This window comes from Flavobacterium sp. N2820, assembly GCF_025947285.1.
Taxonomy (GTDB): Bacteria; Bacteroidota; Bacteroidia; order Flavobacteriales; family Flavobacteriaceae; genus Flavobacterium.
Genome location: NZ_CP110008.1, coordinates 1,985,038 through 1,998,319, shown reverse-complemented (window position 1 = coordinate 1,998,319; position 13,282 = coordinate 1,985,038). Strand labels below are relative to the sequence as shown.

The 13,282-nt window shown below is 33.1% G+C and carries 11 protein-coding genes; 2 read left to right on the top strand and 9 right to left on the bottom strand.

What is annotated here, in order from left to right:
- Positions 1-40: 40 nt before the first annotated feature.
- Positions 41-1,387, top strand: coding sequence for an acetyl-CoA carboxylase biotin carboxylase subunit (gene accC / locus OLM52_RS09625; protein ID WP_264548304.1), 1,347 nt, complete (start codon positions 41-43; stop codon positions 1,385-1,387).
- 39 nt (positions 1,388-1,426) lie between these two features.
- Here accC and OLM52_RS09620 read toward each other — a convergent pair whose 3' ends face one another.
- From OLM52_RS09620 to OLM52_RS09580, 9 genes are all read right to left on the bottom strand, one after another.
- Positions 1,427-1,876, bottom strand: coding sequence for a 6-pyruvoyl trahydropterin synthase family protein (locus OLM52_RS09620; RefSeq protein ID WP_264548303.1), 450 nt, complete (start codon positions 1,874-1,876; stop codon positions 1,427-1,429).
- A 13-nt stretch (positions 1,877-1,889) separates the two neighbouring features.
- The gene (locus tag OLM52_RS09615) at positions 1,890-2,072 is read right to left on the bottom strand and encodes a type IV conjugative transfer system protein TraL (protein ID WP_264548302.1); all 183 of its coding nucleotides are present in this window, start codon (positions 2,070-2,072) and stop codon (positions 1,890-1,892) included.
- Complete coding sequence (locus tag OLM52_RS09610) at positions 2,069-2,827, bottom strand: enoyl-CoA hydratase/isomerase family protein (protein WP_264548301.1); 759 nt, start codon at positions 2,825-2,827, stop codon at positions 2,069-2,071. Before OLM52_RS09610 ends, OLM52_RS09615 begins: the two co-directional genes overlap by 4 nt.
- A 2-nt stretch (positions 2,828-2,829) precedes the next feature.
- Entirely contained in the window at positions 2,830-6,276 is a 3,447-nt protein-coding gene (locus OLM52_RS09605; RefSeq protein WP_264548300.1) for a T9SS type B sorting domain-containing protein, read from the bottom strand.
- Between the two features lie 64 nt (positions 6,277-6,340).
- Positions 6,341-9,745, bottom strand: a complete 3,405-nt coding sequence (locus tag OLM52_RS09600) for a hypothetical protein (RefSeq protein ID WP_264548299.1) — start codon at positions 9,743-9,745, stop codon at positions 6,341-6,343.
- Positions 9,746-9,797: 52 nt separating this feature from the next.
- Positions 9,798-10,094, bottom strand: a complete 297-nt coding sequence (locus OLM52_RS09595; protein ID WP_264548298.1) for a type II toxin-antitoxin system RelE/ParE family toxin — start codon at positions 10,092-10,094, stop codon at positions 9,798-9,800.
- On the bottom strand, positions 10,087-10,299 hold the full coding sequence (locus OLM52_RS09590; protein ID WP_264548297.1) for an addiction module protein: 213 nt from the start codon (positions 10,297-10,299) through the stop codon (positions 10,087-10,089). The genes OLM52_RS09595 and OLM52_RS09590 overlap by 8 nt, the downstream gene beginning before the upstream one ends.
- Before the next feature lie 54 nt (positions 10,300-10,353).
- Positions 10,354-11,607, bottom strand: a complete 1,254-nt coding sequence (locus tag OLM52_RS09585) for an aspartate kinase (protein ID WP_264548296.1) — start codon at positions 11,605-11,607, stop codon at positions 10,354-10,356.
- A 25-nt stretch (positions 11,608-11,632) separates the two neighbouring features.
- Positions 11,633-12,109, bottom strand: a complete 477-nt coding sequence (locus tag OLM52_RS09580) for a GNAT family N-acetyltransferase (protein WP_264548295.1) — start codon at positions 12,107-12,109, stop codon at positions 11,633-11,635.
- A 113-nt stretch (positions 12,110-12,222) separates the two neighbouring features.
- On the opposite strand from OLM52_RS09580, the gene fbp reads away from it, so the two are divergent.
- Complete coding sequence (gene fbp, locus OLM52_RS09575; RefSeq protein WP_264548294.1) at positions 12,223-13,230, top strand: class 1 fructose-bisphosphatase; 1,008 nt, start codon at positions 12,223-12,225, stop codon at positions 13,228-13,230.
- Positions 13,231-13,282 lie beyond the last annotated feature (52 nt).

Below are 13,282 nucleotides of genomic sequence, written 5' to 3'. Positions count from 1 at the left end.
AGTCTAAAAATCCAATTGTCTAACAATATAATCTAAAAAGATGTTTAAAAAAATATTAATTGCCAATAGAGGTGAAATTGCACTACGTGTAATTAGAACTTGTAGAGAAATGGGCATCAAGACCGTAGCGGTTTATTCAACGGCAGATGCAGATAGTTTACACGTAAAATTTGCTGACGAGGCGGTTTGTATTGGTCCTCCTCCAAGTAATTTGTCGTATTTAAAAATGTCTAATATTATAGCCGCTGCTGAAATTACAAATGCAGACGCTATCCATCCAGGTTACGGATTTTTATCCGAAAACGCTAAATTTTCTAAAATTTGTCAAGAACACGGCATCAAATTCATTGGTGCTTCTCCTGAAATGATTGACCGTATGGGAGATAAAGCATCAGCAAAATCAACAATGATTGAAGCTGGTGTTCCATGTGTTCCAGGTTCAGTAGGAATCTTAGAATCATATGAAGAAGCTGAAAAATTGGCAAATGAATTTGGTTATCCAGTAATGTTAAAAGCAACTGCTGGTGGTGGTGGAAAAGGGATGCGTGCCGTTTGGAAAAAAGAAGATTTACTTAAGGCTTGGGAAGGTGCTCGTCAAGAATCGGCAGCAGCATTTGGTAATGATGGGATGTACTTAGAGAAATTAATCGAAGAACCTCGTCATATTGAAATCCAAGTAGTTGGAGATTCTTATGGAAAAGCATGTCACCTTTCAGAAAGAGATTGTTCTGTACAACGTCGTCATCAAAAATTAACAGAAGAAACACCTTCTCCTTTCATGACGGATGAATTGCGTGAAAAAATGGGAACTGCAGCGGTTAAAGCAGCAGAATATATTAAATATGAAGGAGCTGGAACGGTTGAATTTTTGGTTGACAAACACAGAAATTTCTACTTCATGGAAATGAATACACGTATCCAAGTAGAACACCCAATTACAGAACAAGTTGTTGATTATGATTTAATTCGTGAACAAATTATGGTGGCTGCCGGAATTCCAATTTCTGGAAAAAACTATTATCCACAATTGCATTCAATAGAATGCCGTATCAATGCTGAAGATCCGTATAATGATTTCCGCCCTTCACCAGGTAAAATTACGGTTTTACATGCACCAGGAGGACACGGAGTACGTTTAGATACGCATGTTTACGCAGGATATACAATTCCGCCAAATTATGACTCAATGATTGCTAAGTTGATTACAACTGCTCAAACAAGAGAAGAGGCGATAAATAAAATGAAACGTGCGTTAGATGAATTCGTAATTGAAGGAATTAAAACTACAATACCTTTTCACAGACAGTTAATGGATGAACCAGATTATGTTGCTGGAAATTATACAACAAAATTCATGGAATCTTTTGTAATGAAAGAACAAGAATAAAACAAAAAAGCGATTTCAATTGAAATCGCTTTTTTTTATTTAATTATCTTCCGCATACCATTCGGCAAACGAAGTTTCTGTTTCTTGTAGTTTTAAAGAATGTAATTTAATGTTTTCGGGCAATAAATTTTTAATTTTATTAGAAAAATCAATTACCATGTTTTCGCTTGTTGGTTGATAATCTACTAAAATTACATCGTGACCTCTTTTTTGAAGTTCATTAGCTAATTCAATATGGGGTGTATTCTTATTGAAAACAGTTGCATGGTCAAAAACATCAACAATTTGTTCTTTTACAATTTTTTTCAAATCACCAAAGTCGATTACCATTCCATATTTAACATTTGTTGTATCCGTAATTGGTCTGCCAATAACTGTTACAGAAAGTTTATAACTATGGCCATGTACATTTTTACATTTGCCATCATAGCCATATAGCGCATGACCCGTTTCAAAGTTGAATTGTTTAGTAATTCTAATTTTTGACATAATTTTATATTTATTATTGGTCAAGTTTTTTTTCGTTTTTCTTAGCTCTATGATATAAAAAATAGGCTAAGCCAGCTAAAACGGCAACAGGAACAAATGAACCAATTAAAACACCAATTTGATAGGTTCCATCTGGATCATTTTTAATTTTTTCTTCGATATTTACTTGCTGTAAAGCGATAATTAAACTTTTCATTTCTTAAATTTTTCTAATGCTTGTTTGGTAAAATTTGATAAAACCAATCGTCCTGAAATCGAGGCTCTTTCATATAATAAGTTTTCCCAATGATTAGTTCCTTCCCAAAATACTTTTTTCATTTCAACTAAAGCTTCTGGATTGTAGGTTGAAAGTTCATGGGTGAAGTTTTTTAAATGCTCGTCTAACGATTCTATTGTTTCAAAAACTTCGGTGTACAATCCTTTTTCTTTTGCCCATTGAGCTGTTTTCCATAAAGTAGGAGTAAGGGTCATTTCCGTAAAAGCGGTTTTTCCGATTTTTCTACTTACGGCAGGTTCAATTACAAAAGGTCCAATTCCAATGGCTATTTCGGATAATTTTATTGCGCTATTATTGGTTGCAAAAGTATAATCACACGCAGCAGCTAATCCAACTCCACCGCCAACGGCTTTGCCATGGATTCTTCCAATGATTGGTTTCGAGCATTTTCGTATGGCATTAATTACATTAGCAAATCCTGAAAAAAATAGATTTCCATCTTGTTCAGTTGAAATTGAAAGTAATTCATCAAAAGAAGCTCCTGCACAAAAGACTCCTGTTCCCTCACTTTTTAAAACAACCACCGAAACAGTATCTAAACTACTTAGCTGGTTAATTTCAGAAGTTAATTTCTGTAACAAATCACTTGGGAATGAGTTGCTTGCAGGGTGAGAAAAGCTAACTGTAGCAATTTTATTTTCATCAATTATAGTTGAAAGATTTCCTAATTCCATTATTATCTTTTTAAACTAAAGTGCGATTTAAACTCTTTCTTTTTATTGTTTTCAATGTATTCCACTTTAAACCAATAATCGGTTGAAGGTAATTGATTGCCATTATAGGTTCCGTCCCATCCTTGACCTTGGGTATTTATTTGTTTCAATAATTTCCCATATCTATCAAATATTGATATTAAACCTTGATATTCACTTGGCAATTGGATACTCCAAAAATCATTGTATCCATCTCCATTTGGAGTAAAATAATTTGGATAAGTAATGGTCTGTAATTCTTCAGAAAATAAAATTCCACATCCTTGAATGTCTCTAACATAAATAATATAACTACCATTTTCTAGTCCTGAAAAAATTGGGCTTGATTGCCAGTCAATTGCATTTAAACTGTATTCGTAGGTTCCAAAACCTCCAGTTGCTATTGCTTCAATTGATGCTAAACCACTTGAAAATGCAGGTGTAATTATGTTAGCTTCAAATGTTTCAGGTTCTGATGAAAAAGTTGTAGTTATGGTGTCAGAATTTACACAATTTGTATCGGTATTAGTGACTATTACAGAGAATGTACCACCAGTTGTAATAGTGTATAAATGTGAATTGCCATTCGGATTTGCTGGTGTCCATTGGTAAGAATAGTTTCCAGGAGTGCTAGGTGTTGCATTAACAATTTGTGAACCTAAACCAGTTATGGGATCTATACACAAAACAAAATCTGGTCCTAAATCGACTTCAGGTAGAGGGTTCACAATTAGTTCTATAAATGGACCAATACCAAAGCATTCATTATTTAATTCACTATCTATTCTAGCCCAAATTATTTGCGAATTGGGAGTAATATTTCTATAATTTGTAATATTAGTGATGGCGTTTATCTCAGCTAAAGCATCATTTTCGTTTTCATAAAATGTAACATTCAACGGTTGACTGCTGGAGAAAAAAGACAATAAATTTGCAATAGCGTTTTCGCTGGATGTAGGGCTATCTAAATTGAAATAGTCAAACCCGTCACTATCTGTATCTGTTGCATTAATGTAGTCATCACATTCATAAATTTCAAACACATAATTCGATGGAATTGTCGTTGTAGAAACAACAAGGTTAACTAAAGTAGTTCTTTCGCAACCCTCTGCATTAACTATTCTTGCCCAAACTTGGCTTCCATTAGGGGCATTAAAACTCATTTCGTTTCCAACTAAATCTGTATTGTTTTGAGCACCTAATAGCGTATTATGATAAGTAAAAGTATTAGAAACTTCGCTTGAAATTATGCTATTTGCTTCCGTTAAATTAAAATCAGTAACTGCATCATTATCAGTGTCACATTGTTTAAGTGTCACTACTGCATTAGCGGTTGGCTTTGGTAAAACAACTAAATTAAATGAAGTTACATTAAAACAACCTGTTGTACTATTTCTAAGCCTTACATATATAGTAGTATTTCCACTATTTATTGTGGTTATTGGATTTGTACCTAATTCAGCTTCGATTGGTAATACGTGATAGGTTACATCAATACCTGTTTGAGTTCCTAAAGCCTCAGTATTTTTTGTTGTTAAATCGAAAAATGAAATACCATCAGTATCAGTGCCTAAAACAGTATCATCACAAAGTCTGTAGTCAATAATTGGAACAATTGAAGGTTGTGTATTGTTAGTAACATCAATTGTTGCTGAGATTGCATTACAAACTCCACTTGCGGGTATAGTATATGAATAAGTTCCTGTTAAATCAGTAGATGGATTATACATTCCAGTGCCAGATGCTAAAGCAGGAGACCAAACTCCGCCGGGTTGAGCCGAAGGTCCAAGAAGATTGAATAAATCAAACGGGTTATCATTTGAACAAACTACAATCGCATTATCAGTTCCTGCATCAGGTGCGGTTTGTATGGATACATCAATATCTACATCAATAATTGCACACGTACCAATATAGCTATAATTGTATATTCCAGCTACATCAACCGCTGGGTCAAAAATATCTGTTCCACTTGATAGAGCAGGAGTCCATGTTCCTCCCGTTTCTGGATTACCATCAATTTCGTCCAGTAAGTTGACTGTATATCCTGAACAAACCGTTACTTCGGTATCTCTTGGTTCGCTTCCAAAACCTGAATAATAACCTCCATAACCAGCAAATCCACTAAATCCAAATACACCAACAGCTAATGGTCCTGTAGATTCAATTACCACATTTCCATTTACATTCGGAATTCTATAAGTTACCCAGTCAGTTGTTCCTAGTACTTGTTCAGGTAAAGATGATGTAGTAACACCATTTATTGAAACGGTAGCTGTGGAATAAGTTACTGCTATGACTGCAGCACTAAACTGTGTTCCTCCTATAAAGTTAATGTTAGGAATTAAATCAACACTTTTTTGAAAAAAACAGCTCAAAGGTGGAATAAAGTTTAATCCCGAGGTTGCATCACTAACGTCACCAGCAATAATTTGATATACATAAATAGGTTTATCACTTGTAATATAGACGTTGTTATTATTAACTCCTTGATAAAAAGAAGTTGGAACTAAAAAATAATCTCCCGCATTAATAGTTGTTACAGGAATAGGATTTCCGTTTATAAAAATAGTAGTATTGTCTTCTGTTCCTATTAATAAAGGTAACTCTGTATTTGCACTACCATTTCCTTTCACTAAAATATATTCTGTTCCAACTTCTTCGAGTGAAACTATTTGGTCTAAATTGAAATCTTGTCCATCACCTTGTGTTCCCATACCAGCTAGTGCATTTCCTGTATTAACAACTATAGGTTTGTCAGACGTTATTAATGCACCCACAAAACCAGTAAGGTTTGCAGGAATGTTACAATAACCAGATAGAATTACACTTTCGCCTTCATTCAATGTAAAAGTTTGTGAATTTGCAGTAATATTACCCGAGTTCGAAACAAATTCTACGTCAACATCATAATCTGAAACAAGAACCGAGGTATTATCTTCGGTAGCCATGAAACTTGTTACGAAATTTCTAGTACCACCATCAAAATTTTGAGGTAAACTCCCAACTCTAAAATTTGTTCCAGCACCAGAACGTCCCTTAGAAACAAGAGTTTCAGCATGGTTTGCAGAACGCACTCTAAAACTGGCATAAAAATCACCACTACCTTCAAGAATTAATCCTAAGTTTGAATTGACGATATTAACATCTGCTAGAGGTCTAAACATTTTTGAATTTTGGCTATTTCCTATAAATATTTCTTCAGGATTTCCTTGAGAAATTGTAAATGGAGAGCCAGCAATAGGAACTCCAGCCCCATCAGTAACTGTTACTTGGAATGGAATTAGTTCAGGTGTCGATAAATATAGGTAATGTTGAGCAACAACACTAGCATCTCTTGCGTGTAACGGAGGGAGCCAATGCTTATTACTTAATTGAGAATAAGAAACATTAGAAATTAGAATCAATAAAAGTAAAATTCTTTTAAACATAGGGTATTTGAATTATATAAGCTTGTAAAATTAAGTAGAAATGTAGAATTAATCTAAATATTAACTAAAAAAACGCTCTCAATTGTATATTTCCAGTATGAATGGTTTTACTAGTTTCACTATTTCTGCCTTGATAGTTGATATTTACGTCTAAATATTGGGTTAAGTTTTTCTGTAAAAGTAAGCGCCAAGTTTGATTTTTGCCAGGTTGTAAGCCTTCTAACATTTGAAAACCCACTGCCGATAACACATTTCCAGCATATGAATTATTATACATCGAAAATTCGCCATTCATACTAAATCCTTTTTCACTATTGAAGGTAAATGAAGTCCCTAATCTGTTTTGTGTTAAAGTCTCAAATGCACCAATTTGATTTTCTTTTTGTTGAAATTCGTAAAAAATATCCCAACTTGCATTTTTGGAAAACAAATACCCAATTTTCGGTTCAATTTGATAACTTTTAATTTCAAAATTTCTAGTTGGGTAATTTTCTGAAAAAGATGTACTAGTTGAAGTGCTTCCCAAAAGATTAAATAACCAACTTTTTTGAACCAAATGTTGATATTGCAATTGATGCGACTGATTTTTAGCCGAAAGACTTCCCACAGAAAGTAAATTTTGACTTTCGTTTAGCAAGAATGAATAAGTGGTTGAATGATGTTGTTTGCCACGATTAAAAAACAAACTATTTCTAAAATTTGTATTCAATCCAATCAATTCATCTTTATCTTTTGAAAACGGATTCAAATCAAAATTAGCACCATTCCTCTTTATTTTTCGATCAATTAAAAACGAAGTCTGATTATAAAAGTGCGATGCGAATTTCTTAAAACCACTTTCATTTTGCCATTGGTTAAAATTGAAATTCAACGCTTGGGAAAATTTATTTTGATGGGTTCTTACAAATACCTGATTCGGTAAAAATACACGTACATAAATTGCTAAATCTGGATAAGGAGCAATTTCAAACTCTTGCAATTCCTGAATTCCATTGCTATTATAATCGTTCCACATATAAACACCTTGTCCTGGTTCTACTTGTAAATAGGTGAATTCTTGCTGGGGAATTGTTCCTGAACTGGTTTCATAAGCGGTTGTAGTTTGAATCAATTGTCCAAAAAATCGATCCGAATATAAAATTCGTGAATTCAACGATGGCTCGTCTTTTAAATTGGAATCTTCATATTTCAATGCACGATAATTCAAAAATACACTCAAATTGCTTTTTTCGGTTTTAATCAATTGCGATTTTAAATAATACGAGTTTGAATGATTTACACGCTCAATTCGATTGTTTTGTAAACTATCATTTTGACGTTGCAAAAAACCCAATTCTACATAAACCTTAGTCGAATCACCTCTTCCTACAAAAGCGCCATATTCTAAAAAACGTTGGCTCAAGGCCGAAAAGGTATTAGTCGCTTTCAGTTGTTCAGCATTGTCTTCTAAATTTACTGTCGCACCAACCCAATTTTTACCTAATTTATACGACGTACGATTTTCACTTCGAGAAAATGACGAATTTGAAAGTTCGGAATCGCTTTTCATTACGCTCGAATTACTCCAAACCATCCAATTTTTGGTAGCATATCTTCCGGATAAGGTGTGTTTATTTCCTGTAAAAGCATTACTAAAAGATAAGTTTTCAAACTGATAAAGCGCTTTTCCTTTGTTATTGAAATTAAAATCCAATCCTGAAGTCAAAAAACTTTGATTGCCTAATAAAGTCGAAGTAATGTTCCAATCACGATTAAATTCGATGTTATATAAACGTTCAATGGTTTTGAAATTTTCTTGCACTAATTGATAATTTGCAAAGGCATTAATTTTGGTTTTACCGTTAAAAAGACGTTGCTTTCCATTGAATTTTCCGGCAAAACCTTTGTTGTTATTGTCGTCTAAATTTGAATATAAATTTTGGTCGCTGTTACTTAACGCCAATTCAAAATCTAAAAGTGTTTTTTCGCTTGGATTGTATTTTCCTAAAATGGTTGCCATTTGAATTTTTGTAGGCGCAATCAAACGAACAATGGGCTCATAATTTCCTTGTAGAATTCCTGCAATTGGCGCTACATATTCATAAATTTTCCCAACAGCTTGATTGTTGACCAAAACATAATTCCCTTGATTATTTCCTACCAATGAAAATCGTACATTATACAAATCGTCATCGGGGTTGTTAGAATATTCAAACACTTCATCAGCACCAATAATCACTTTTTTGTACAAAATTTTATTTTCAGAATAGGAATCTAAGTAGGCTGAAGGACCATTCATTTGGGAAATATCATCACCCGCGTTTTGTAAAATATCAATTTGTTCCGAAGATAAATTTTGTTGCAACGGCTGATTTTTCACATCACTTTCCGAATACACATAACCGCCAATTTGCCAGTTTTCTCGTTCGTGCGAAATTCCTCCATACGTGATGAATCGGGTGAAATTCCTATCGGTATACTGATATTCGATGTTGATTCGCATTTCGGAAGTAATTGGAAATAAAGAGGTGAAAATGATTTCTCCAGCGTTGTAATCGATAATGTAATCGTTATTTTCTCCACGTGTTTTCAAAATCCCATTCACATAAACCCGTTCCGAACCTGAAATGACTAAAACGTACAATTCGTTGTTGTTACCACGCAATTTATATGGACCTTGATTGCCCTCTTGACCTACAAAGCTACTTCGTGCATATTGTCCACGAACCAAGGCTCCAGAAGCAACCACTTCAGTTTTTTTATCGGGTGTTCCAAAAGTAAATCGAGTGGCTAAACCTTGTACTTTTTTATTGAAATTAAGGAAGGCTGATTTTCTATTTTCCAAGAATAAATCACCGGCTCGGATGTTCCATGTATCCGAAAATAATTCAATGAAAATTTGGTCAAATTCGTCTAATTTTTGCGAATAACCGCCTTCTTGCAACGGAATATTACTGTCTTGAATGGAAGCGCGTAAACTGACTTTGTCCGAAATCTTTCCAGTGATTTGTAAATCTAAATTGGAATTCACCACGGTGTTTTGATTGTTCCCAACGGTTACGCCACGTGTAATACTTCCTGAAGTATTCAATCCGTCGAAAGGTTTGAATTTGGTGTTTTTGTCCTTCTTGAAAACGACTAATTTACCTGCTTCGTTTGAAACCACTTTATCGTCATCATAAATGGAATACGTTTTGGTTAAAAATTCAGGAAATTTAGAATAGCGAACTACTAACGAATCAGAAGTGTTGATTTCTTTTGTAAAAACTAAGGTTCCTTTTTGGAAATTTACTTTGTAAAAACTGGTATCAATGAGTGTTCCGCTTTTGTCTTTAATTTCAAAAAAAGAATTGTTTAAGCTGAATTTTTCTATTGAAATCGTATCTTTTGAAAACGCAATTTTTTTAGTTGGATAGTATTGTAACGTCTCTTGAGCAAAACCGCCCAAAAAACTCAACAGAAATCCCGCTAAAAAAACAATTTTTTGCATAAATACTATAACTCCGAATCTTCAAAAGTAGTATTTATTGTTGGAAAGTTTATTATTTCAATCTTTTTGACCAATCAATTGGGGAACGAGAAGTATGAAAAACTCCTATTACTATGATTTTATCCAAATTTATCAAATAATGAACTCCATATGGAAACCGCTTAATAAATCTGACTTTTACGTTTTTATATCTAATTTGAAAAAGTTCGGGATTTCTAAAAATTTGGCTAACGCTTTCTTCTAAACAAAGTTCAAAATCATAAGATAAACCTTCTCTTTGTTCTTCATACCAAATAGCGATTTGTTCAATATCGAGAAGCGCTTCTTTTGAAAATACAAGTTTATGCATTTCTGTTTTTTTTCAACGTGTTTTTAACGTCTTCCCAAGTGTAAAAATCGGTTTTATCTTCTTCAATTAATGAAATCCTTCGATCTAATTCTTGTTTCACAGCATCAGATAACTCTAATTTTTCTTTAGAAACACTTTCCCAAAGTTCTTCAGCTAAAAGAATTTTTTCGGCATTGGTGTATTTATCTAAATCTTTGATTTTCATTACTAAACTTTTTTATAAAGTTAGGAAAAATATTTTATTAATTGATACATAAAACTACTCCTTAGTAATCACCTGCATTGTTTCTCTAGAAATTTGGCGTAACAATATCGTTTTGTTCGTTTCTACCACTTTTGAAGCATTTTCGTCAAAATGTCTAATGGTGTACAACGACACATTTTCGTTATAAGAAACTTTGAATTTTTTAGCTAATACTTTTCGTAACTCTTCAAAGTTGTTGTATTTGTCTTCAATACAAACTGAAAAACTAATTGCCGTGTTTTGGATTAAATTCACTTTTACTTTAAATTTCGCAAACAAAGCAAAGATTTCACTGATATGATTTTCCATGATGAAATCAAAATCAATAGACGATAACGATAACAATAATTGATTTTTCTTTACAATAAAACAAGGTGTGTGTGGTTCTAAATCGGCACCTTTTGAAACGCTAGTTCCCGGTAATGTTGGATTGATAAATGATTTCACAAACAACGGAATTTCCTTTTTTTGTAAAGGTTGTAACGTTTTTGGATGAATTACGGAAGCGCCGTAAAAAGCCAATTCAATAGCTTCTCTGTATGAAATTTGATTTAATAAAACAGCATTTTCAAAATATCTTGGATCTGCATTTAAAACACCAGGAACGTCTTTCCAAATGGTAACGCTTTCTGCACTTAAACAATATGCAAAAATCGCTGCTGTATAATCAGATCCTTCTCTACCTAAAGTGGTTGTAAAGTTGTTTTCATCTGAACCTAAAAATCCTTGTGTGATATTTAACGTTTTCTTTTTAACACCTTTTGAAATCAATTTTTGAGTGGTTTCCCAATCTACTTGAGCATCGCGGTAATTATTGTCGGTCTTAATTAATGGGCGCACATCAATCCAATTATTTTTTAATCCGCTATAATTGAAATAATGACTTACAATTGTAGTGGAAACTAATTCACCTATACTCACTACTTGATCGTAAACAAAACTATAATTTGGAGATTTATTACTACGAATAAAATATTCTAGATCGTCAAAATGTGCATTTACATCAAAAAACACTTCGTGATCTTCGTCTTCAAATAAGTCTAATAAAATTTGGTTGTGGTATTTGCGAACTTCTTGAAGCGATGCATGTAATTCCTTCGATTTATCGAAGTAATTCTTGATCACTACCTCTAAAGCATTCGTGGTTTTTCCCATTGCAGAAATTACCAATAAAACATCCTCGTGTCCTACTGTTTTTAAAACATGTAATACATTTTTTACGCCTTCGGCATCTTTAACCGATGCACCTCCAAATTTGAATATTTTCATTCTTAAAAGTATTAAGATTTTTGTATTAATTAGTAAGACTTAAAAAATTTACAATTCCAGGTTCATCCATATGAACTACTCGCCAATCTTCTAAAATTTTTGCACCTGATTTCTTATAGAAATCTATGGCTGCTGTATTCCAGTCTAAAACATTCCATTCAATTCTGCGAACATTTTCAGCTTTTCCTTGTTTGATGATTTCTTTGTAAAGTGCAAAGCCAGCTCCAGTTCCACGTTTGCTTTCTTTTACAATTAAATCTTCTAAATGAATCGTTTTGCCTTTCCATGTCGAATAGCGATAATAAAACAAAGCCATTCCTGTAATGTTGTTTTCTTCTTCGGCAACAAAACATTGAAAAAGCGGGTTTTCTGAAAAACCATCACGAACTAAATCGTCAACAGTTACTAAAACAGCATCAGGTTCTTTTTCAAAAATAGCTAATTCTTGTATCAATTCTAATACAGATTGCATATCTTTTTTTGTAGCTTTTCGGATAATCATTTTTTTAATTTTTTACAAAAGTAAAATTAACTTAAACATCTTTTCAAATTAATGCACTCTTTTAACAAAATTCACGATATTTGTGCCTTTAACACAACTACAACGATTTCGTAATGGAAGAAAGAAACACAACTTTAGGCGAATTTATCATTGAACATCAAAATTCGTTTCAGTATTCAACAGGAGAATTATCTAGAATTATTAATTCAATTCGATTGGCTGCTAAAGTAGTTAATTATAAAGTGAATAAAGCTGGTTTAGTGGATATAGTTGGTGCTGCTGGAGAGCAAAATATTCAAGGCGAAGACCAACAAAAATTAGATGTTTATGCAAATGAAGTTTTTATTCAGACGTTAATTAATCGTGAAATTGTATGTGGAATTGGTTCTGAAGAAAATGATGATTTTATTACAGTAGCTGGTTCAGATAATTCACATAATAACAAATATGTTGTTTTAATGGATCCTTTAGATGGTTCTTCAAACATCGATGTGAATGTTTCAGTTGGAACTATTTTTTCGGTTTTTAGAAGAATTACGCCAGTAGGAACTCCTGTAACAATAGAAGATTTTTTGCAGCCTGGAATCAATCAAGTGGCAGCAGGTTATGTTATCTATGGTACGTCAACCATGTTGGTATACACAACAGGTCATGGTGTTAACGGATTTACTTTAAATCCTGCAATTGGAACTTTTTATTTATCACATCCTAATATGAAATTTCCTGAAAAAGGAAATATTTATTCAATTAACGAAGGAAATTACGTTCATTTTCCACAAGGTGTAAAAGATTACATCAAATATTGTCAGTTAGAAGAAGGCGACAGACCTTATACTTCACGCTATATAGGAAGTTTAGTTTCCGATTTTCATAGAAATATGATTAAAGGCGGAATTTATTTATATCCAACCACTTCAAAAACGCCAAATGGAAAATTGCGTTTGTTGTATGAATGTAATCCAATGGCTTTTATTGCTGAACAAGCAGGAGGTAAAGCTTCGGACGGTTTTGGAAGAATTATGGAAATTCAACCTACCGAATTACATCAGAGGGTTCCGTTTTTTTGCGGGAATAAGGAAATGGTAGAAAAAGCAGAGGATTTTATGGAAAAGGCTAAGTAATGAATGTTTATTGCAAATTATATTCCTTCAATTTGTAACATTTTTAGTCATT